This window comes from Accumulibacter sp. (assembly GCF_029255285.1).
In the GTDB taxonomy this organism is placed as follows: Bacteria; Pseudomonadota; Gammaproteobacteria; order Burkholderiales; family Rhodocyclaceae; genus Accumulibacter.
Genome location: NZ_JAPUVI010000107.1, coordinates 41,408 through 63,620, shown reverse-complemented (window position 1 = coordinate 63,620; position 22,213 = coordinate 41,408). Strand labels below are relative to the sequence as shown.

Below are 22,213 nucleotides of genomic sequence, written 5' to 3'. Positions count from 1 at the left end.
CGGTGGCCTCCCGGTTCGACCTTGCCGATTGCGCCGCCCGACCTAGCCTCGAAGCGCAGCGCTGACTTACCTGAGAGCCGCCATGACCGACAAAGAGCAGTTCAGGGTTGTCGAGCAACCCTTCTATCAGCCGCAGCGCAACGAAGTCGCGCTCTACGAAGCGGCCTATGCGGCGCGTCTGCCGGTGATGGTCAAGGGGCCCACCGGTTGCGGCAAGTCGCGCTTTGTCGAATACATGGCGTGGAAGCTCGGCAAGCCGCTGATCACCGTCGCCTGCAACGAAGACATGACGGCGTCGGACCTTGTCGGGCGCTACCTGCTTGACGCCAACGGCACGCGCTGGCTCGATGGCCCGCTGACCACCGCGGCGCGCATCGGCGCCATCTGCTATCTCGACGAGATTGTCGAAGCGCGCCAGGACACGACGGTGGTCATCCACCCCTTGACCGATCACCGGCGCACCTTGCCGCTCGACAAGAAGGGCGAGTTGATCCACGCTCACGCCGACTTCCAGCTGGTCATCTCGTACAACCCGGGCTACCAAAGTCTCATGAAGGATCTGAAACAGTCCACCAAGCAGCGTTTCACGGCTTTCGAGTTCGACTATCCCGGCGCCGAGCTGGAAACGGCGATCATCGCCCGCGAAAGCGGCGTCGACGCGGCGTTGGCGGTTCAACTGGTGAGCGTCGGCGCAGCGGCGCGTCGTTTGAAGGGGCATGGCCTGGACGAAGGGATCTCGACACGGCTCCTGGTCTACGCCGCTACCCTGATCAAGGGCGGCGTGGCGCCCGGCGATGCCTGCCGGATGGCCCTCGTGCGGCCGATCACCGACGATCGCGATATTCGCGATACGTTGGACCACGCGATCGACGCCGTTTTCGCCGGCACGGTGTAGTGTCCGCGACGTTGACACGCGGTATCACGGACGACTGGCCACGGCGTCTGGCGGGCTACCGCGCGCAACTCGACTGCCGCTTTCCGCAGCTTGCCGTAGTCTTCGAGAACTGTCTGCTCGACGCCTTGGCCGCTTTGTCGCCGGACGGCGTCGACGCCTACGTCGATTGCGCACGCTTTCTCGGCCGCATGGGGCGCGGTGTCGAGCCGCTGCTGGCATTTCTCGAAGAGTGGCCGACGGTGGCCAGAATCCTTGGCGAAGACGCGCTGCCGGCGATCGCCGGAACCCTGCAGGCGATGGCGAAGTCGCCGAATGGCAAGGCCATCACGCCTTTTCTGCAGACGCTCGCCGCGGTCGCTCGTCGGCTGGCGGCGCGCCAGCCGATGCAGCATTACCTCGACCTGGCGTGCGAAATGATGGAGCGTACTTCCGGCTCCATCCACGGTATCCACAAGACTTTCGCCAGCCCGGCCTTGCCGGAATTCTTCACGCACGCGCCGACCCTGCTCGACGGCCTGACGATCGCTGGCTTGCGCAACTGGGTGGAGTATGGCATTCGCCACTACTCCCGACACCCGGAAGGTCAGCGTGCCTATTTCAGCCTGCAATCGGCCGACAGTCGAGCGGTCTTCCAGCGCGAGCGGCACGGCACCCTGCTGGTCGACCACGAACGACTGCTCGACCTCTACTTGCGCGGCCTATGGGCTGACGGCAGCACGCTCGTCCCCTATGCGGCCCCGCCCCGTCTTGCGGTCTCTGCCGAGCGGCCGCCCGTCTTCCCGTACTATGATGCCTTCGGGATTCGCCTGCCGGACGTGCTCGACGATGTCGCGGGGGTTTCCGGCATCGACCGCTACCGTGCGATATTGGCCCACATTGCCGGGCACCGCCGCTGGAGCCGGCCGATGTTCGCCGACAACTTCAGCCCGCAACAGCGCATGGCGATCGAATTTTTCGAAGATTGCCGGATCGAGACGCTGATCCTGCGGCAGTATCCGGGGCTGCACCGTGTATTTCTCGCGCTGCATCCCAAGCCCGTCGAAGGCGCCTGCAACCCGGAAACACACTCCTGTCTGCGCCATCGTCTGGCGATGTTGTCGCGGGCGCTGCTCGACGAGCGACACGGCTATCTCGACGCCACCTTGCGCGACTTCGTCGATCGCTTCAGACAAACCATGGCGACTGGCGAGTCGAGTAGCGAGCACATTGCGACGCTGGCGCTGGCTTATGTCGCACGCACGCGCCGGCAAAGCGATCAACTGGCTGACGTCGTCTTCGCCGACACGGAAATCGGCTACCGCGACGACAATCGCCATCTGTGGCGATTCCATGAGCTGAGCGACGACGAAGAGTCGTTCGACGAGCCGCGTCCGGCCCCCGTCGTCGCCGAGGTCGATTACTTGCCACCGCGCCACTATCCCGAGTGGGACTATCTGAGCGGGACGTATCGGCCGGATTGGGTGAGCCTTTACGAATCGCTGCATCCGTCGGGCGATGCCGGACTGATCGACCGGCTGCTCGACAAGCACGCCGTCTTGGCCGGGCGGCTGAAACGTCTGCTCGATCTGCTGCGGCCACAGGACAAAGTGCGCATACGTTACCAGGAAGATGGTAGCGAGCTCGATCTCGACATCGCGCTGCGCTCACTGATCGACCTCAAGAGTGGTCGCAGCCCCGACCCGCGGATCAACCTGAGCCATCGCCGGAACGGGCGCAACCTTGCCGTGCTGCTGCTGCTCGATCTGTCGCAGTCGCTGGGTGACAAGGTCCGTGTCGCCGGCGGCGAGCAGACGGTGCTCGAGCTGAGTCAGGAGGCGGTCTCTCTGCTCGCCTGGTCGATAGAGCAACTGGGCGATCCTCTGGCGATCGCCGGTTTCCACTCGGACACTCGGCATGACCTGCGCTACCTGCACCTGAAGGGTTTCAGCGAGCCCTGGGGTGATGCGGTCAAGCGCCGGCTGGCGGCGATGCGGGCCGGCTATTCGACGCGTATCGGCGGCGCGATGCGTCACGCGGCGCATTATCTTGCCGCGCAGCCGGCCGAGAAGCGGCTGTTGCTGATCCTGACCGACGGTCAACCGTCGGATGTCGACGTACAGGACGAGCGCCTGCTGATCGAGGACGCTCGTCAGGCGGTCGGCGAGGTGGACCGGCAGGGAATTTTCACCTATTGCATCAGCCTCGATCGCCGGGCTGACGACTACGTGAGCGACATCTTCGGTCGGCGCTATTCGGTCATCGACAACGTCGGGAGGCTTCCCCAGCGGTTGCCGGAATTGTTCATGGCGCTGACCCGGTAGGCGGGAGTCGTTGTTTGTTCGGCTCGTACACGAGGGGCCGGGCGTGTTCGGTAGGGCGCGGCACGGCACGGGACTGGGCAGACTCCTTGCTCGTGGCACGCTCACGCCAACAATATCTTGATGCGACAGTCCTTTTGTGGCAACGTTCGAGCGAGTGTCAAGATTTGACAGCCGATCCGACGACTGCTTACCGAGCCGATGATTCCCATTTTCCCGTCTATTACCGTCTTGCCTGGCCGGACCGTGAGGCCGATCAACGTGTATTAGGGGGGGCGACATGGGCATGGGTTCGCTGGTTCGCGTCATCCGCGAACTTCTCCACGAAGCGGCACGCGATCTGGCGCCGACGCTCGTCGTCGTCCTGGTCTTTCAAGTGTTTTTCATCCAGCGCCTGCCGGACAGCAGCTTGGCGCTGGTCGGCGGTTTTGCCGCCGTCCTTCTCGGCCTGGCGTTGTTCGTCAAGGGGCTCGATGCCGCGATTTTCCCGGCCGGCGAGACGATGGCCTTCGATTTCGCCCGTCGCGGCTCTTTCTTTTGGCTGATGCTCTTCGCCTTCTGCGTCAGCTTTGCCTCGGTAGCCGCCGAGCCGGCGCTGATGGCCGTCGCCTACAAGGCCGAAGCCGTTTCCGGCGGCAGCATGGGCGCCCTGACGCTGCGCCTGGTTGCCGCGCTGGGAGTCGGTCTGGCCGTGATGGTCGGCGTCTGGCGCATCGTCCTCGGGCACGCGATCGGCAACTACCTGATCCCTGCCTACCTGATCGTCATTGTATTGACCATGTTCGCTCCGCCGCAACTGGTCGGCTTGGCCTTCGACTCGGGCGGCGTCGTTGCTTCGACCGTCACGGCGCCGTTGTTGACGGCCTTGGGCGTCGGTCTGGCGACCAGTATCCGCGGCCGCAACCCGATGCTCGACGGCTTCGGCCTGATCGCTTTTGGCGCACTGGCGCCGATGATCGTCATCCAGGTCTACGGCATTCTGTTCTTTGTCCCGGCGGCGGCCGGTACCGCGGTTTCGATGCTGCCGAGCGACGATCAGCACCAGTACGTGGCGTGGGCAATGCTGGTCGACTTTCTGGTCATGGTCAGGAACCTGCTGCCGATCATCGCTGTCGTGCTGTTCTCGAGTTTCGTCGTCCTGCGCCGACCGCTGGCCGATCCGAAGGGACTGGCCGTGGGCATGGTACTGGTCGCGGTCGGACTCTTTCTCTTCGACGAAGGGCTGCAGGTCGGGCTCTTTCCGCTCGGCGACGATATGACCCGCGGGCTGATGGGCGACGGTGTCGCCATGTGGGCGGTGTATCTGTACGGCTTTCTGATCGGTTTTGCGACGACGATGGCCGAGCCGGCGCTGATCGCTCTGTCGATCAAGGCCGACGAAGTCAGCCTCGGGCAGTTGAAGGGCCTCTGGCTGCGTTCGCTGGTCTCGGTCGGCGTCGGCATCGGTATCGTCGTCGGCTGCCTGCGCATCATCGACGGCACCAACATCGCTTACTGGCTGATCCCCGGTTACCTGCTGGTGCTGGCGATGACGCGCGTGGCGCCCCGCTTCATCGTTCCGATTGCCTATGATTGCGGCGGCGTGACCACTTCCACGGTGACCGTGCCGCTGGTGACGGCGCTTGGTGTCGGATTGGCCGAGCGGACGCCAGGCCGCGACCCGCTGATCGACGGCTTCGGCCTGATCGCCTTCGCTTCGCTGCTACCGATGATTATCGTCATGTCTTATGGGATACTCGCCTCGTGGCGCTTGTCGAGGCTTCCCGTCAAGGAGAGAACGCGATGAGATTTTCTGCTGTGGTGCTGATCGTTCCGGAAGAGGAGGAGAACCGCGCGGTCGGTATCCTCAAACAGGCCGGAGCGACGGGCCTGACGATTCTCAAGGGCAAAGGTCTGCGCCACAACGAACGGAAGACCTTTCTCGGCCTCGGTCTCGAGCGCAAGGAATCGGTGTTGCTGTGCGTCGTCGAGAAACAGATGGCGATGCGCATTCTGCGTTCGGTCAAGGTCGAAATGAAGCTTGACGAACCGGGAGGCGGTCTCGCTTTTTCGCTGTCCCTGGGCAGTGTCGTCGGCATCAGTCGGGCGCAGTTGCAGGCTTTTCGGCGCGAGGTCGAAGAGGATCTGTGAACCGCCTGCCGGTGCGCCGCCAAGGGTCTGACAAAAATCATTTACGGAAGGAGTTCCTGCGATGCTGGTTGCCGGAATCATGAAGAAGGATGTCATCACCATCGATCCGCTGGCGACCGTGCGCGAGGTGCTGGTGATGATGAAAGAGCATGGCGTCCGCTCGCTGGTCGTCGAGAAGCGCCACTCGGGCGACGCCTACGGTGTGATCGCCTATCGCGACATCGCGCGGTCAGTGATTGCCGAGGACGGCGACATCGACCTGCTCAATGTATACGACATTGCCCAGAAGCCGGTGCTGCAGGTTTCCCAGCACCTCGACATCCGCTACCTGGCGCGACTGATGATCCAGTATTCGGTCAAACATGTGCTGGTCATCGACAACAACGACTTGCAGGGTTTCGTTTCGGATACCGATGTCGTCGGCAGCCTGATCGAGCGTGCCTTGCGAGATCGCTAGCCGACGCCGAGCTCAGCCCGTGGACCGGATCGTCCGCCGCTACGCGGCCTACTTCCCGCGCTGGTGCCAGGCTTTCGGCGATCATCTCCCAGACCCAGGCGGCGAGGGAAGGGCGGTCGAATGGCTGGTGGGCGAGGATTGTGTCGGCGTGATCCTCCTGCCCGAAGTGCGGCGTTTCCTGGTGCACGAGCTGCTCGGCCCGCAGACGCCGGAGCTCGTCCTTGGCCAACGGTCTATCCAACTCAATCGGCACACTTACCGGGAAGTCAGCGTTCTCGGCCAGCCGGGCTATGTGGCGCTACGCGCGCTGCTTCTCGGCCACGAAGAGGCGCACATGTTTTTGACCTACCACCTGATCTATCCGCCGGGGACGCGCATCGTCACCGTTGCGTGCAAACCTCCGCTTCCTCTGCTCTACAAGGAGATGGCGCCGCTGCCTTTGAGCGTCCTCGAGTAAGGCGGCGCGGCTCCTCGATGCGGGCAGCGTTCTGGTGTGGCAACTACGCAAGAACCTTCGCCCGTGCCAGGGTACTTGGCTTCCCCAGCTCGGCCGGCGCGCGCAAGCGACGGGGAAAAGCGGATAATCGGGACTTTCCGGCGTATTCCTCTCGCCGCTGGAGTGCAACGTGACCCGACCCTGCAACGACAGTTTTCTGCGCGCCCTGCTCAGGGAGCCCAACGAGCACACACCGGTGTGGCTGATGCGCCAGGCTGGCCGCTATCTGCCCGAGTACTGCGAGACGCGTAAACGCGCCGGCAGTTTTCTTCAACTGTGCAAGAACCCGGCGCTGGCCTGTGAAGTCACGCTGCAGCCGCTGGCCCGTTACGATCTCGATGCGGCGATTCTGTTCTCCGATATTCTGACCGTTCCCGACGCGATGGGTCTCGGCCTGTATTTCACCGACGGCGAGGGTCCTCGTTTCGAACGTCCGCTGCGCGAGGAATGGGCCATTCGCGATCTGACCGCGCCAGACCCCTGGGATCACCTGCGTTACGTCATGGACGCGGTGGCCGAAATCAGGCGTGCGCTGCACAATTCCGTGCCGCTGATCGGCTTCTCGGGCAGCCCCTACACGCTCGCCTGCTACATGGTCGAAGGGGCGGCGAGCAGCGACTATCGCGGCATCAAGGGGATGCTCTACGAGCGTCCGGACCTCCTGCATCGCATTCTGTCGGTTACCGCCGACGCGGTTGCCGCTTATCTGAACGCGCAGATCGAATCCGGCGCGCAGGCGGTGATGATTTTCGATTCCTGGGGCGGCTCGCTGTCGTCGGTGGCGTACCGGGAGTTTTCGTTGTATTACATGCAGCGCATCCTCGACCGGCTGATCCGCGAGAAAGGAGGCGAGCGGGTTCCCTCGATCGTGTTCACCAAGGGTGGAAGTCTGTGGCTGGAGGCGATCGCTGACAGCGGTTGCGACGCGATCGGAGTCGACTGGACGATCGATATCGGTGAAGCGCGCCGGCGAGTCGGTCATCGCGTCGCGTTGCAGGGTAACCTCGATCCGGCCGTGCTGTTCGCTTCGCCCGACACGGTCGCCGCCGAGGCCCGGAAAATCCTCGACAGTTTTGGTCCGGGGCAGACCACCGGACACGTCTTCAATCTCGGGCACGGCATCTCGCAGTTCACGCCACCCGACAACGTCGCTGCGCTGGTAGACGCTGTACATCAGCACAGCCGGATGCTGCGCCAGAGAAGTGAATGATTTGTCGCTGACCAGTTGACTTATTCACAGAATTGCCGTGCATTCTTCATGCGCGCGGAAATTTCGCCGGAAATCAACGGCGTATGTATAACTTGATGATTTTTATGGACATTGTGCGGCGCCTATTTTTCCGGCAATGTCCTGAAACCCTTGCTGGAAGGGCCTTTGCGGCACTTGTTGGAGCCTCGATTCACAGATTTATCCACAGAAGCTGTGCATGGGGTCGAAAGCTCTGATTACTGAGCACCTTACGCCGGATTGACAGAACTGGCGCGAGCTTCGTCCCCTAAGTTACCTGCCGCCTTTTCTCCTTGCCCCGAATCACCTTCCCGATCCGATGCCTCCGCCGCAGATTGCCCGTGTTGCGCTCGATGTACCCCTGCGTCGCTTCTTCGACTATCGAGTTCCCGAAGGTGGAGTCCTGTCGACCGACGACATCGGCTGTCGAGTACGTGTGCCGTTCGGCCGGCACCGGAAGATCGGCATCATCGTCGACCTGGCGGCGGACAGCGTCATTCCGCTTGCGCAGCTCAAAACCTTCGAGGTCGTCCTGCGCGACCTGCCGCCGCTGCCTGCCGACTGGCTTCGTCTTACAGAGTTCTGCGCCGACTACTATCACGCGCCGCTCGGCCAGGTCATGTTGTCCGCTGTTCCGGCCGGCCTGCGTTCGCTCACTCCGCCGCTGGAGCGCCGGCATCGGCCGTCGGCGGCGCATCCCGTGGTGCAGCCGGCACCGGATCTGACGGCGGAACAGAGCGCGGCGCTGGCGGCGATAGCGGCTTGCGGCGACGGTTTCCACGCCTTTCTCCTGCACGGCGTGACCGGTAGCGGTAAGACCGAGGTGTATCTGCGCCTGGTCGACGCCACGCTGGCGGCTGGACGACAGATTCTGCTTCTGGTCCCCGAGATCAACCTCACGCCGCAGCTCGAAGCTCGCGTTGCGGCGCGTTTTCCGGCTGCCGGGCTGGTCAGTCTGCACAGCGAACTCGGCGAGGCGGCGCGCAGTCGGAACTGGCGGGCGGCGCTTACCGGCAGCGCGCGGATCGTCCTCGGGACGCGGCTGGCCGTGTTTACCCCCTTGCCCGAACTCGGTCTGATCATCGTCGACGAAGAGCACGACGCTTCGTACAAGCAACAGGATGGGGTGCGCTATTCGGCGCGCGACCTGGCCGTCTTCCGGGCGCATCAGCGCCGCATCGCGATTGTTCTCGGTTCGGCGACTCCGTCGTTCGAGAGCTGGGCCAACTGTGCCGGCGGCGGGCGCTATCGCCTCTTGTCGTTGCACGAAAGAGCGATCGACGGTGCGCGCCTGCCCGTCGTGCGGCGCATCGATACGCGTGTCGACAAGCCGCACGACGGCCTGTCCAGCGCCCTGCTGCTGGCCATCGAGCAACGCCTGGCACGCTCCGAGCAAAGCCTGCTCTTCCTCAATCGGCGCGGTTACGCACCGGTGCTCGCCTGCCTAGCCTGCGGCTGGATCTCGCGCTGCCATCGCTGTGCGGCCAACCTCGTCCTGCACCTTTTTGACCGTTGCTTGCGTTGTCACCACTGCGGGTTTCAGGCCGCCGTTCCGAAATCCTGTCCGACCTGCGGCAACCAGGACGTGAGCGCGTTCGGCCGTGGCACGCAACGTCTGGAAGCGGTGCTCGCGGAACGCTTTCCCCAGGCCCGCATACTGCGTGTCGATCGGGATTCGGCGAACAGCCGCCGGCAGTGGGAAGCACTCGTCGCGAAGATTCACGGCGGCGAAGCCGACATTCTGGTCGGCACACAGATGTTGGCCAAGGGACATGATTTTCCAAGACTCACGCTGGTCGGTGTCGTGGCCCCCGACGCCGCTTTGTTTGCTGCCGATTGGCGCGCCCCCGAGCGCCTTTTCGCGCAATTGATGCAGGTTGCCGGGCGCGCCGGCCGTGCCGAGCGGCCCGGCGAGGTTTTGATCCAGACGCAGTTTCCCGATCACCCACTGTACGCCACTCTGGCTTGCCACGACTATCCGACCTTTGCCATGACGCAGCTTGGCGAGCGGCAGCGGGCCGGCTTTCCGCCCTACACGCACCAGGCCGTGTTGCGGGCGGAGGCGCCGAAGATGGCCGATGCTTTGAACTTTCTCGTTGTGGCGCGCGCTTCTCCGGCGGTGCTGGCGCATCCCGAGGTGACGCTCTACGACCCGGTGCCGATGCGTCTTTCGCGCCGGGCCAGTCTGGAACGCGGGCAACTGCTTGTCGAATCCGCTTCACGGCGGATTCTGCAGAGGTTTCTCGCGCTTTGGGTAAGTCAGCTCGACAGCGTTCGTTTGCCAGCGCGGCTGCGCTGGCATCTGGAAGTCGATCCTGGAGAATTCTGATCGCGACGCGCTTAGGCAACAATTGACTCGGGCGCCGGGCGCAGGGATACTGCCCTTACGCCGCCGGCCAGTGCCAGCTGCGTGGCGTGCCGTATTTCACGGCATGCCGGGACGAGATCGGATATCGTCTTGCGCGCCGGGAGACGAGGCTCGGCTTCGCCAAACCGGTGCCGGCCGGCGGCCCACGCGACGAAGCCGAGACTTCTCTCCTGGCGCCAGCCCTTGCGGATGACCCGGCGATCCGCCGGGATCGGCTTTTCTGCTGACCAGTGCTAGGAGTCTCGACTTGTCTTCCGACTTTGTAGCGGCGATCGACCTCGGTTCGAACAGCTTTCACATGATCGTTGCCCGGATCGCCAACGGGCAGGTGCAGGTTCTCGACCGGCTGCGCGAAATGGTGCAGCTCGCCGCCGGTCTCGATGGCCGCAACCGGCTGTCCGCCGAGTCGCAACAGCGGGCCCTCGACTGTCTGGCGCGCTTCGGCCAGCGCCTGCGCCATATTCCGGCGGCGCGAGTCCGCATCGTCGGTACCAACACCCTGCGGCAGGCGCGCAACAGCGCCGAATTCGTGGCTCGCGCCGAGGAGGTTCTCGGGCATCGGGTCGAGATCGTCGCCGGTCAGGAAGAGGCGCGACTGATCTACCTAGGCGTTGCGCACAGTGTCGGCGATGTTTCCGGTCAGCGTCTGGTGGTCGACATCGGCGGCGGCAGCACCGAACTGATCATCGGCGAGAAGTTCGATTCCTTGCACCTCGCGAGTCTGCGCATGGGTTGTGTCAGCCTCAGCCGCGGCTGTTTCGGTGACGGTCGGGTGACGGCTGGCCGCTTGCGCGAAGCCGAATTGCTCGTTCAGTTGAATCTGGAACCGGTGCGTGAGGAGTATCTGGCGCGCGGCTGGGAAGTCGTGACCGGCGCATCGGGTTCCATCAAGGCGATCCAGGATGTTGTGGTGAGCGAGGGCTGGAGTCGCGAGGGAATCACACTCGACGCCTTGCGCCGCTTGCGCGCCGCACTGCTCGAGATGCGCGACACGGCGCAGATCGCCAGCCGCTGGCAACTCGACCCCGCTCGGGCGAGGGTTTTCACCGGCGGTTTCGTCGTTCTGCATGGTATCTGCGAGGCGCTCGGTGTGCAGCAACTCGAGGTATCCGAAGGCGCTTTGCGCGAGGGGCTGATCTATGACCTGCTGGGTCGAATTCGCCATGAGGATGTGCGCGACCGGACCATAGCCGATGTCATCAGCCGCTTCGGTCTCGACGAGGCGCAAGCCGGGCGGGTGAGCGGCACGGCGGTCGACCTGCTGCGGCAGGTGCGCGCGAAATGGCAGTTGACGGGCCAGGAAACGCGCAACGTTCTCGAACGCGCGGCTCGCCTGCACGAGATCGGCCTTCTGCTGACGCACGACCGCTATCACCGGCATGGCGCCTACGTCATCGAACATTCCGATCTGCCGGGCTACTCGCGCGACGACCAGCGGCTGTTGTCGGCGCTGGTCGGCCGCCACCGGCGCTCTTTTCCGGCCGACGCCTTTGCCCATCTGCCCCGCGGCTGGGCGCGTCCGGCGCGGCGCCTGTGCGTGCTCCTGCGCCTGGCCGTAGTGTTACATCGCGGCCGCAGTGGCGAGGCGTTGCCGGCGCTTAGCCTGCGTGTTGACCGGCAACGACTCGAATTGGGTTTTCCGGCTGGCTGGCTCGAGCAGCACCCGTTGACGCTCGCCGATCTTCAGATCGAGGCGCGCCGGCTCAGGAAGGCAGGTTTCTCGCTTGAGGTCGGTAGCGGCGAGTCGCTGTCCGCCAGGCGTCAGGCATGAGCGGGGAGAGGTGCAACGGTTTCGGCCGGCAAACGGGAAGCTCACGGCGTTTCCGCGACGTGGATGGTCGCCGTTGCGTGACAGCGACGCATCCGTGATCCGTTTCCTGGTCCGGCTGGCGGCATTCCTGCTGCTCTTGCTTTTCGGGATGGCCATGCTTCTGCTGGCGGCACTCGAGCCGACGCCGCGCGTCAGCCGCGGCGAGACAATCTCCCCCAGTTCCATCGCTCAGGCCCGCCGCCTTTTGGCCAGCAACGATCCGCGCCGACTGCAGCGCGGTGACGAACGAACCGCCGACCTTCCGGCGGCCTTGATCGACGATGGCATCAATCACCTGGCGAGCCGCCGTCTGCACGGACGCGGCGCTTTCGTATTGGCCGAGGAGTCGGCCGAGATCCGCTTGTCGCTGCGCGTTCCCGGCATTCCTGGGCCGCATTACCTGAACCTGAGCGCGGTGTTTCGGGAATCGTCGGGCGAGCCGCGCGTCGCCTCGGCGAGCCTCGGGTCGCTGCCGGTTCCCGTGGCGTTGGCGGAACTGCTCATGGCCTCGGCGGTGAGCTTGGCCGGCTTTGGACAGGAGTGGGAACTCGCGCGGCAAAGCATTCGCGGACTGGTCTTCGACGCGGCACGGGGGATGGTTGGCGTGAGCTACGTGTGGGCGCCGGAGATTCTCGATCGGGCGCGCTCGCTGGCATTCACGGCCGACGATTTGAGCCATGTCGAAGCCGCCCAGCGAGCCTTCGCCGGCCTGGTCGACCATTACGCGCCGCGCGCTCGGGTTCCACTGCCCGAGATTCTCGGGCCGCTGCTGGCGCGGTCGGGTGAAACGTCGCCGCAGGCGCGTCGTTCGGCCCTGCTGGTGTTGGCGATCTATCTGTCCGGCCAAGACCTCGCCACCGTGCTGCCCGAATCCAGGCAGTGGCCACGGCCACGCTCCGTCAAGCTGATGCTGTCGGGCCGCGGCGACAGTGCACAGCATTTCGCCATTTCGGCCGCACTGGCGGCGTGGGCAGGTGAGCCCGCGGCGAACGCGATCGGCGTTTACAAGGAGATCGAGGACTCTCGTCATGGCAGCGGCTTTTCGTTCGCCGACCTGGCGGCCGACCGTGCCGGTACCCGTTTCGGGAAACTGGTTGCCGACGGGTCGCCGCGTCTAGAGGACTTGCTGCGGCGCACGCCGACCGACGCCGACCTCGTTCCGCCACTCGGCGGATTGCCCGAATATCTTTCGCAAGCCGAGTTTACCCGTCGCTACGGCGGTCGCGGCAACCCCGCCTACCGGCAGTTGATGGCTGACATCGAAAGCCGTCTCGCCGCCTTGCCGCTCTACCGTTGAACCGTTGCGCGCATGATCGTCGGGGTCCCTGCGCGGCGCTTGGCGGTCAGGGCCTGCGGCGACCAGCAACCAGAAACCAGGCGTAGGCCGCGACCTGCACGCCGAGCAGGACCAGGAAGGTGTCGCGGTACGCCAGCGCTGCCGTCTGCCCCTGTGCCTGCAGGAGATCGATGAGCAGTCCGAGTCCCCACTGGATGCCGAAGGCGCCGACGAAAACCATCAGGTTGAAGGCCGTGTTGGCGCGACCCGAGAGCGCTACCGCAAAACCTGCGGCGGCTTGCGAGTAAGCCAGTGTGCCAAAACTCGAGAAGCTGCCGTAGGCGATCCATAGCCAGTAAGTGTGTTCGCTGACGCGCATGGCGATCAGTCCCAGGGTGACGAGCGAAAGAGCAAGCCCGGCGGCAAGCAGCATGATCGGCTTGACGCCACGCCTGGCCAGCCCGGTGGCCAGCAGGCCGATCAGCAGATAGGCAAGCAGCATCGCGCTGCTCATGCCCGCCAGGTGGTCGGCCGCTGCGGCGCGCGTGTAGCCGTTGGCCTGCATCAACCAGGAGATAGACCACAAGCTCTGGACGGCCATGAAGCCGCCGATCAGGGTAAGTCCGAGGGGCGCGAAGCGCCAGAAATGTGCGCTGGCGAAAATCTCTCGGACGCCGGCCCACTGCGCTGCCAACGGTTCGGGCGCGCGCCCGTCGTCGCGCTCGGGTACGCTGAGGAACAGCCAGGCGGCGACGGCGAGAGTCAGGACGGCCAGGGCGAGAAAAATCTCCCGCCAGCCGACGACTTGCAGGGCGGCTTCGAGTGGCGCGCTGGCGGCCAGCGCACCGAGGCCGCCGGACGTCATGATCCAGCCGGTAAGCGAGGCTTGACGGTCGACCGTAAAAAACTGCGAGAAGGCCTTGAAGGCGGCCATCAGGCACGCCGACACGCCGAGTCCGATCAGGCCGCGCGCCAACGCCAGGTGGCCGATGGAGTTGCCCAGCGCAAACAGCGCGGCGCCCGCGGCGGCGACCAGCAGCAGGCTCGCTTCGACACGTCGCGCACCGAAACGGTCGAGGAACATCCCGAGCGGGAGTTGCGCGGCCGCGAAAGCCAGGAAATAGGCGCTGGTCAGCAGGCCGAGATGACCGGCGCTGAGCCCAAGCTCCGCGCTTAGCACCGGTCCGATGACGGCGTTCGCCGTCCGGTAGAGATAGGAAAGGAAGTAGGCGCCGGCGAAGGGCAGAAAGAGTCTCAGCCAGAGTACGGTCGGGCGAAGAGCCGCTTGCGTCATGTCAATGGTCGTTCCAGAGCCAGGCAGCGCCGCGTACGCCGGACGAATCCCCATGTACGTTGCGCAGCAGGCGCGTGTGTACGACGTCAGAAAAGATGTGGGCTGCCCACAGCTTCGGTACCGCATGGTACAAACGCTCGATGTTCGACAAGCCGCCGCCAAGTACGATTACGTCGGGATCCAGAATGTTGACCACCTGCGCCAGGGCGCTGGCCAGACGACGCTCGTAGCGCTGGAGCGTGGCGTCGCAGGCCGCGTCGCCGGTTGCCGCGCGGGCGCCGATCTCTTCGGCCGTAAGCGATGCGCCGCCATGGCGCGCGTGGTCGGCACACAGTCCGGGACCGGACAGCCAGGTCTCGATGCAGCCGACGCGCCCACAGTAACAGTCGCGCGGGAGCAGGCTTTCGTTAGCCAGTTCGGGCAGGGCGTTGTGCCCCCACTCGCCGGCGATGCGATTGACCCCGGTGAGCACTTGCCGATGCACCACGATGCCTCCGCCGACTCCGGTGCCGAGAATGGCACCGAACACGACAGCCGCTCCCTGTCCGGCACCATCGATGGCTTCCGACAGGGCGAAGCAGTTGGCGTCGTTGGCCAGACGAACTTCGCGTTGCAGCAATTGCTGAAGGTCGTCCCGCAATGGTCTGCCGATCAGCCAGGTGGAGTTGGCATTCTTGATGCCCTTGCCGATCGTCGACTCGGTGCCGGGGATGCCAATTCCGACGGTGCCTTTCTGGCCTAGTTCGCTTTCGATCGTGGCGACGAGTTCGCCAATCGTCCGCAGCGTTCCTGGGTAGTCGCCCTGTGGCGTCGGCCGTCGCCTACGCAGCCGAATCCGACCGGACTCGTCGAGGCCGACGATTTCGATCTTGCTACCGCCCAAGTCAATTCCGATCCGCAATCTCATGGCTCCAGGGTGGGAGACGGTCGGAAAACGCCCGAGGCCGCTCCCGCATGTGTTCAGGCGACGGCCTCGAGGCGATTCTGCAGGCTTTCGCTTTCCGCCGCGCTGCGCACTCCAGTGCTTTCCCTGGTGGGAGCAGACGTGCCGATTATGATGGCATTCTTTCCAGCCTGCCGCAAGCCGCCGGCAACGCCATGCGGCTTGCGTTGTTGCCCGAACTCCGACAGGTCCGTCGGCCAGCGTCGTTTTCAAAACCCCCGCTGAGCGGGTAGAATTCGGGTTCCATGAGTACACAACCCAAGATTTACGTAGCGGGCCACCGGGGCATGGTAGGTTCTGCCATTTGCTCCGCGCTTCGGCGACAGGGTGAGGAAAATATCGTCGTGCGCACTCACGCCGAGCTGGAATTGACCGATCAGGCGGCGGTGCGAGATTTCTTTGCGGCCAATCGGCCGGACCAGGTTTACCTGGCCGCGGCACGAGTCGGCGGTATTCACGCGGACAGCACCTTTCCCGCCGAATTCATCTATCAAAACTTGATGATCGAAGCCAATGTCATTCATGAGGCCTGGCGCGCTGGGGTGCAGAGGCTTTTGTTCTTGGGTTCGAGTTGCATTTACCCCAGGCTCGCCCCACAACCCATGCGCGAAGAGGCGGTGTTGACCGGGACACTGGCGCCGGCCAACGAACCGTACGCCATTGCCAAGCTCGCCGGCATCAAGCTGTGTGAGAGCTACAATCGCCAGTACGATTGCGATTACCGCAGTCTCATACCGACCAATCTCTACGGTCCGGGGGACAACTATCATCCGGAAAACAGCCACGTGGTGCCGGCGCTGATTCGCCGTTTCCACGAAGCCAAAATCGGTAATGCACCCGCCGTGACCATCTGGGGCACCGGAACGCCGCGCCGTGAGTTTCTTTACGTCGACGACATGGCGGCCGCCAGCGTACACGTCATGAACCTCGATAAGGCGATTTACGATGCCCATACGCAGCCGATGCGAAGCCATATCAACGTCGGTTGTGGCGTAGACATCACGATTCGGGAATTGGCGGAAGCGATTGCTGAAACGGTGGCTTATCAGGGTAGCGTCGAGTTCGACCTTGGCCGACCCGACGATACTCCGAGGAAGCTCATGGACAGCAGCCGGATTGCCTCGCTCGGCTGGAAACCCAGCGTCGGCCTCAAAGAAGGCTTGACAAGAGCCTACCATGATTTCCTCGAGCACAGCGCCGCGCGGCGCTTGCCGTGACGATTTGGCGAAAGATCGAACATGTCGAACCAAAGAAAGCGCGCTCTGATTACCGGGATTACCGGGCAGGATGGATCCTATCTGGCCGAGTTTCTGCTCGAGAAAGGTTATGTCGTCCATGGCCTGAAGCGACGGGCAAGCCTTTTCAATACCCAGCGTGTGGATCATATCTACCAGGATCCGCACATCGAAAACGCTAATTTCAAACTGCACTACGGCGACCTGTCCGATACCAGCAACCTGGTACGTATCGTCCAGGAAACGCAGCCGGACGAGATCTACAATCTCGGCGCCCAATCGCATGTCGCGGTGAGCTTCGAGAGTCCGGAATACACCGCCGACGTCGACGCGATCGGTACCTTGCGCCTGCTTGAAGCCATACGCATCCTCGGTCTGGAGAAGAAGACCCGCTTCTATCAAGCGAGCACGTCGGAACTCTACGGCCTGGTGCAGGAGACGCCGCAGCGGGAGACCACGCCGTTCTATCCGCGCAGCCCCTATGCGGTGGCCAAGATGTACGCTTACTGGATCACGGTCAACTATCGCGAGGCCTATGGCATCTATGCCTGCAACGGCATTCTGTTCAACCACGAAAGCCCGCGCCGGGGAGAGACTTTCGTCACCCGCAAGATTACGCGCGGCTTGGCCAACATCAGTCAGGGGCTCGAAGATTGCCTTTACCTTGGCAACGTCGATGCGTTACGCGATTGGGGGCACGCCAAGGATTACGTGCGCATGCAATGGCTGATGTTGCAGCAGGACGAACCGGAGGATTTCGTGATCGCCACCGGCCTGCAATACAGCGTGCGTCAGTTCATCGACAAAGCCGCCGCCGCGCTCGGCATGTCGATTCGCTGGCGGGGTGAAGGCGTCAACGAAGTGGGTTGCTGGAACAACCGGCCCATCATCCGCATCGACCCGCGCTACTTTCGTCCGACCGAAGTCGAAACCCTCCTTGGAGACTCGGGAAAAGCGAGGGAGAGACTCGGCTGGGTGCCGGAAATTACGCTTGACGAGATGATTCATGAGATGGTGGCATCCGATCTTGCCGGTGCCAGGAAGAACGCGCTCCTGAAGCAGCATGGTCACCAAATCACGGTAACCGTAGAGTGAGCCAGTTGACCATCAACGCGCCGGTCGGCAAGCGGAGTTTTTCGATATGATTGTCACGCCTTTTTTTCTCCTGAGTGATGGCGCCAATCGCCGATCCGATGACCGGGGCTACCTTGATATCCTCTATGAGCGTGACGAGCTCGTACTCAAGCGGTCGTTTTCGCGGCGCGGCGTGTTTCGCGGCATGCATTGGCAGCGACCGCCCCATGCGCAAACGAAACTCATACGGGTCGTAGCGGGGCGGATTCTCGATTTTGTGGTCGATCCGCTGAGCGAGCCGTGCCGTCTGTATCATCGCGAATTCACGTCGGCCGACGGTTGGATAGAGATTTCGGCCAATCTCGCACACGGGTTTTATGCTCTCGAAGACACCGAGTTCGAATATCTTTGCCACGGCGCCTACAACGAAGCGGCGGAGTCCAGCTACTCGATCGTGGAGTTTCTTCGCAAGACGATGGGAATCTCAGAAATAATACTCTCGGCAAAGGATTCGGCAGCTCCCGCGTTGCCGGTTTGTGAAGAGTCGGACGTACGTTTTTAGGTGCTTGGAAGCCGGATGCATCCTGCGAAAATTTCAATTATTACGGCATGCTTCCGTAGCGAGGCGACGATTCGGGATGCCCTGGAGTCGGTAAACTGCCAGACCTATCCCGCGATCGATCATGTCATCATCGATGGCGCGTCCAATGATCGTACCTTAGCCATCGTCAGAGAGTGCGGAAAGCGTGTTGTGCACGTGACCTCCGAACCCGACAAGGGTATTTTCGATGCCTACAACAAGGGCTTGGCGGCGGCTACCGGAGAGGTTATTGGAATTCTCAACTCGGACGATTTTTATGCCACTCCGCATGCCATAGCGAATGTCATGCGGATTTTCGAGGACCCGTCGATCGAGGCCGTCTACGCCGATCTGGTTTATGTCGATAAGGACGACACATCAAAGATCATACGCTATTGGAAATCCCGCCCCTACGGCCAGGGTGACTTTGCCCGAGGCTTCAGTCCAGCCCATCCGACATTGTTTCTGCGGCGCGAGGTTTACGACCGGACCGGAGGCTTTAACCCGGATTTCCGGCTGGCCGGGGATTATGAATACATGTTGCGCGCTTTTCACACGCATGGTGTAAAATCCGCCTATTTGCCCGAGACGGTTGTGAAGATGCGCACGGGCGGGGCGACCGGCGGATCACTGTCGTCAATCAAGAAACAGAATGTCGAGATTTTGCGGGCATTGAAGAGTCAAGGTGTTCGGATTTCGAAGCCCATGTTCTTCTTGCGCAAGTTTGTCGAGCGGCTGAGGCAGCGTATTCGCGTCTGGCGTCTGCGCGGTGTCGCGTGACAGCATGATCGGAAACGATAGGTTTCTGGCCTTGATTCCGGCGCGGGCCGGCTCCAAAGGTCTCCCTGGGAAGAACATTCGGCCCTTGCATGGCAAGCCGCTGCTGGCCTGGCCCATTCTGGCGGCGAAAGCGTCGCGCTATGTCGATCGGGTTGTCGTTTCGACCGATAGCCAGGCTTTCGCGGAGATCGCGCAGGCTTACGGTGCGGACGTTCCGGCCCTGCGGCCAGCGCACCTTGCCGCCGATACGTCCCCCAGCAGCGCGGCGGTCGTCCACATGTTGGACACCTTGGAAGCGCGGGGCGAACGCTTTGACTACCTTGTGCTGCTCGAGCCGACTTCGCCGTTGACCGAAGCGAGCGATGTCGATGGCGCGCTCGAAAAGCTCGTTGCACGCCGCGACATTGCGGACGCGTTGGTCAGTGTCAACGAGCTCATCAGCAGCCACCCGGCATTTGCCGTTCGACAACTGTCTGACGGACGTCTCGAGCCCTACGCGGCCGTCGACTTCACTCGCCTGCCCCGGCGCCAGGATGTGGACCCAATCTATGCGCTGGACGGCAGTCTATATATTTCTTCGGTCACCGCTTACCGCAAGACCCTGAGTTTCTGCCATGACCGCACGCTCTCGTACGTGATGCCACACTACAAATCGCTGGAAGTCGATAGCTTGATCGATTTCATTTGTATTGAGGCCATCCTGAAGAATTATGAACAGATACGGTGCGCCGCTTGACGGATTCCCTTATCGCTTATGGAGACCTCGCCATGAAACGCTGCACTCGCTGTTTGACTAAGGAAACGGTTGATACCATCACCTACGACGAGTTCGGGGTATGTAGTGTCTGCCGACAGGTCGAGTTCAAGAAAGAGAAAATCGATTGGCAGGAGCGTGGCCGCCAGTTGGCCGACATCGTCGATCAGCATCGCGGCAAGGGCATCTACGACTGCATCGTGCCCTATAGCGGCGGCAAGGACAGCGTTTTTCAGCTCTGGTATATCGTCAAACAGCTCAAGCTGAAGCCTTTGGTCGTCCGCTACAACCACTGGGGCTATCGTCCGTTGGTGGAAGAGAACAATACGCGCGTCTTCAAACAACTGGGAGTCGACGTTGTCGAACTGACCACCAGTTTTCACGTCGTGCGCGAACTGATGCTCGAGTCATTGAAGAGACGCGGCGATTTCTGCTGGCACTGCCATACCGGGATTTATGCCGGAGTGATGCACATGGCCGTGCGTTTCGAGACGCCCTTGCTGTTCTGGGGAGAATCCACTGCGGAGTACCACAGTTGGTACACTTTCGAGGAAATGGAGGAAGTCGACGAGAAGCGTTTCAACCGCCTGATGAACCAGGGGATTACTGCCGACGACATGTACGAGTTCCTGGGTGGTCGCGTAGACCGGCGCGATCTGTGGATGTTCGACTATCCGAAGCGGAAGGATCTGCTGAAACTGCGCGTCCAGTCGATCTGTCTGGGGAATTATATCGAATGGAATACCAAGCGCCAGGTCGAGATCATCAAGCAGGAGTTGGGTTGGCGCGGGCAGCCGGTGGAGGGGGTGCCGCCACAGTATGATTACGAAAAGATCGAATGCACTTTCCAGGGCATGCGCGATTACGCGAAGTACATCAAGCGCGGCTATGGACGCGCCAACCATTTGCTGAGTATCGATATCCGTAACGGTCTGGTCGATCGGGAAACCGGCTTGGCCCTCGAGTCGCAATACGACGGCAAAAGACCGGCCTCGATCGACTGGTTTCTCGACATTCTCCAAATTACGGAAGACGAGTTCTGCGATTTGCTTGACAAACACCAGGTTCATCCGTGGAAGTTCGACCGCACGGCGGTGGAGACCGGGCAGCCTCTGCCCGATATGGACAAGTGGGACTGCACGCCGGTGGACAAGCCTTTGGGTCCGCCCAAGGATGAGTCGGGAAGAACGATCAAATACGTATGATCGCCATCGTTGATTACGGAATGGGCAATGTCCGTTCCTTGGCCAATGCTTTCGCCTACCTTGGCGAGGAAGTCGTCGTCACCGATCAGCCACAGGTGATGGACGACGCCGAGCGCATCGTTCTGCCGGGCGTGGGTGCCTTCGGTGATGCGATGCGGGCCATGGGCGAGAAGGGCGTCATCGAGCCACTGAACCGGCAGGTAATGGAGTTGAGAAAGCCTCTGCTGGGAATCTGCCTCGGGATGCAACTCGTTGCTCGCCAGAGCGTCGAGCACGGGAATCACCAGGGTCTGGGCTGGATCGATGCCCGTGTCGAGCGCTTGGCACCCGCCCCGCCGCTCAAAGTGCCGCATGTCGGTTGGAACTCGCTGGATTTTCCGGAAAGCGACTGGCTGTTCCAGGGCATTCGCCGTCAGGAGGCGAATTTCTATTTCGTTCATAGCTTCCACATGGTTTGCGCCAGACCGGAGGACCGGTTGGCGACCACCGATTATGGCGGTGACGTTACGGCTGTCGTTCGGCGGGGAAACATTCTTGCCATGCAGTTTCATCCGGAAAAAAGCCAGGACAACGGGCTGCGCCTTCTTCAGAACTGGGTCAATTGGAGCGCCGGATGCTGAAGAAGAGAATCATCCCGAAGTTTCTGATTCGAGGCGGTCGGCTGGTGAAAGGAGTGGGTTTTCACGACAATTTTCGCGAAGCCGGCAATCCGGTGTCGACGGCGAAGGTCTACGACGCCTACGGCGTGGACGAGTTGATGTTTGTCGACATCGACGCGACGCTGGAAAAACGAGTCGTGACCGGCAGCATCATCGAGCGGGTGTCGGAAGAGGTATTCATGCCGTTCACCGTCGGCGGCGGATTGCAGACGCTGGACCAGATTGCCGATCTGCTGCGCAGTGGTGCCGACAAGGTTTCGATCACCTCGGCCGCCGTGCAGCAGCCGGACTTCGTACGCCGGGCCGCATCACGCTTTGGCGACCAGTGCATCGTCGTGGGGCTGGATTATGCGCGCACTCCCGACGGACGACGGCGCCTATTCACCCACGGAGGAACCGTTGGCTCCGACCTTGACCCGATGGACTACGCGCAACGGATGCAGGATTCGCACGCCGGGGAAATACTCCTCTGTTCTATCGACCGTGACGGCACGATGTCGGGCTACGATCTCGACCTTATTCATGCGATCTCGGAGAAACTGGATATTCCGCTCATCGCATCGAGCGGCGCCGGCACGCTGGCACATTGTGCCGAAGCTCTCGAGGCTGGCGCCTCGGCCATCACCATCAGCAGCATGTTCCTTTTCTCCGATCACAGTCCGATCAAGGTCCGAACCTATCTGTCGACCAACGGCTTCGCGGTCCGCTCACAACTCGGCAGCCATAGCTGAA

At 62.5% G+C, this 22,213-nt stretch carries 20 protein-coding genes; 18 read left to right on the top strand and 2 right to left on the bottom strand.

The annotated features are described in order from the left end of the window. The first annotated feature begins 82 nt into the window (after positions 1–82). The 10 genes from Q1M07_RS16880 to Q1M07_RS16835 all read left to right on the top strand — a co-directional run bounded on the left by Q1M07_RS16880 (position 83) and on the right by Q1M07_RS16835 (position 12,978). Complete coding sequence (locus Q1M07_RS16880; RefSeq protein ID WP_300455696.1) at positions 83–895, top strand: CbbQ/NirQ/NorQ/GpvN family protein; 813 nt, start codon at positions 83–85, stop codon at positions 893–895. Further along, positions 895–3,195: a VWA domain-containing protein gene (locus Q1M07_RS16875; RefSeq protein WP_300455693.1), complete on the top strand. Its 2,301-nt coding sequence runs from the start codon at positions 895–897 to the stop codon at positions 3,193–3,195. The genes Q1M07_RS16880 and Q1M07_RS16875 overlap by 1 nt, the downstream gene beginning before the upstream one ends. Positions 3,196–3,478: 283 nt before the next feature. Beyond that, positions 3,479–4,978 (top strand): DUF1538 domain-containing protein, encoded by a 1,500-nt coding sequence (locus Q1M07_RS16870; RefSeq protein WP_300455690.1) that lies wholly within the window; start codon positions 3,479–3,481, stop codon positions 4,976–4,978. Further along, positions 4,975–5,322: a transcriptional regulator gene (locus tag Q1M07_RS16865; protein ID WP_300455687.1), complete on the top strand. Its 348-nt coding sequence runs from the start codon at positions 4,975–4,977 to the stop codon at positions 5,320–5,322. The genes Q1M07_RS16870 and Q1M07_RS16865 overlap by 4 nt, the downstream gene beginning before the upstream one ends. A 61-nt stretch (positions 5,323–5,383) precedes the next feature. Continuing rightward, positions 5,384–5,779, top strand: coding sequence for a CBS domain-containing protein (locus Q1M07_RS16860; protein ID WP_300455684.1), 396 nt, complete (start codon positions 5,384–5,386; stop codon positions 5,777–5,779). Between the two features lie 19 nt (positions 5,780–5,798). Continuing rightward, positions 5,799–6,236, top strand: coding sequence for a hypothetical protein (locus Q1M07_RS16855; RefSeq protein WP_300455682.1), 438 nt, complete (start codon positions 5,799–5,801; stop codon positions 6,234–6,236). A gap of 169 nt (positions 6,237–6,405) precedes the next feature. Continuing rightward, positions 6,406–7,485 carry a uroporphyrinogen decarboxylase gene (gene hemE, locus Q1M07_RS16850; RefSeq protein WP_300455680.1) on the top strand — a complete coding sequence of 360 codons (1,080 nt, stop codon included), beginning with the start codon at positions 6,406–6,408 and terminating at the stop codon, positions 7,483–7,485. Positions 7,486–7,822: 337 nt separating this feature from the next. Beyond that, a complete protein-coding gene (locus Q1M07_RS16845) occupies positions 7,823–9,832 on the top strand; it encodes a primosomal protein N' (RefSeq protein ID WP_300455678.1) in 2,010 nt (669 codons plus the stop codon). Positions 9,833–10,169: 337 nt separating this feature from the next. Further along, positions 10,170–11,642, top strand: a complete 1,473-nt coding sequence (locus Q1M07_RS16840; protein ID WP_300455775.1) for an exopolyphosphatase — start codon at positions 10,170–10,172, stop codon at positions 11,640–11,642. 73 nt (positions 11,643–11,715) lie between these two features. Then, positions 11,716–12,978, top strand: coding sequence for a hypothetical protein (locus Q1M07_RS16835; protein ID WP_300455676.1), 1,263 nt, complete (start codon positions 11,716–11,718; stop codon positions 12,976–12,978). 46 nt (positions 12,979–13,024) lie between these two features. Here the strand turns inward: Q1M07_RS16835 and Q1M07_RS16830 are convergent, their stop codons facing one another. Beyond that, on the bottom strand, positions 13,025–14,251 hold the full coding sequence (locus Q1M07_RS16830; protein WP_300455674.1) for a nitrate/nitrite transporter: 1,227 nt from the start codon (positions 14,249–14,251) through the stop codon (positions 13,025–13,027). A gap of 1 nt (position 14,252) precedes the next feature. Continuing rightward, a complete protein-coding gene (locus Q1M07_RS16825; protein WP_300455672.1) occupies positions 14,253–15,152 on the bottom strand; it encodes an ROK family protein in 900 nt (299 codons plus the stop codon). A gap of 287 nt (positions 15,153–15,439) precedes the next feature. On the opposite strand from Q1M07_RS16825, the gene Q1M07_RS16820 reads away from it, so the two are divergent. The 8 genes from Q1M07_RS16820 to Q1M07_RS16785 are packed head-to-tail and all read left to right on the top strand — an operon-like array spanning position 15,440 to position 22,212. After that, entirely contained in the window at positions 15,440–16,411 is a 972-nt protein-coding gene (locus Q1M07_RS16820) for a GDP-L-fucose synthase (RefSeq protein ID WP_300455670.1), read from the top strand. Positions 16,412–16,432: 21 nt separating this feature from the next. After that, entirely contained in the window at positions 16,433–17,524 is a 1,092-nt protein-coding gene (gene gmd, locus Q1M07_RS16815; RefSeq protein WP_300455667.1) for a GDP-mannose 4,6-dehydratase, read from the top strand. Positions 17,525–17,570: 46 nt separating this feature from the next. After that, entirely contained in the window at positions 17,571–18,065 is a 495-nt protein-coding gene (locus Q1M07_RS16810; protein WP_366984186.1) for a dTDP-4-dehydrorhamnose 3,5-epimerase family protein, read from the top strand. 15 nt (positions 18,066–18,080) lie between these two features. Continuing rightward, positions 18,081–18,863 carry a glycosyltransferase family 2 protein gene (locus tag Q1M07_RS16805; protein WP_300455664.1) on the top strand — a complete coding sequence of 261 codons (783 nt, stop codon included), beginning with the start codon at positions 18,081–18,083 and terminating at the stop codon, positions 18,861–18,863. Positions 18,864–18,867: 4 nt separating this feature from the next. Then, a complete protein-coding gene (locus Q1M07_RS16800) occupies positions 18,868–19,599 on the top strand; it encodes an acylneuraminate cytidylyltransferase family protein (protein WP_300455661.1) in 732 nt (243 codons plus the stop codon). Positions 19,600–19,631: 32 nt separating this feature from the next. Next, on the top strand, positions 19,632–20,822 hold the full coding sequence (locus Q1M07_RS16795) for an N-acetyl sugar amidotransferase (protein ID WP_300455658.1): 1,191 nt from the start codon (positions 19,632–19,634) through the stop codon (positions 20,820–20,822). Continuing rightward, the gene (hisH, locus tag Q1M07_RS16790) at positions 20,819–21,442 is read left to right on the top strand and encodes an imidazole glycerol phosphate synthase subunit HisH (RefSeq protein WP_300455655.1); all 624 of its coding nucleotides are present in this window, start codon (positions 20,819–20,821) and stop codon (positions 21,440–21,442) included. Before Q1M07_RS16795 ends, hisH begins: the two co-directional genes overlap by 4 nt. Further along, positions 21,436–22,212, top strand: a complete 777-nt coding sequence (locus Q1M07_RS16785) for an imidazole glycerol phosphate synthase cyclase subunit (protein ID WP_300455653.1) — start codon at positions 21,436–21,438, stop codon at positions 22,210–22,212. The genes hisH and Q1M07_RS16785 overlap by 7 nt, the downstream gene beginning before the upstream one ends. Position 22,213: the final 1 nt, after the last annotated feature.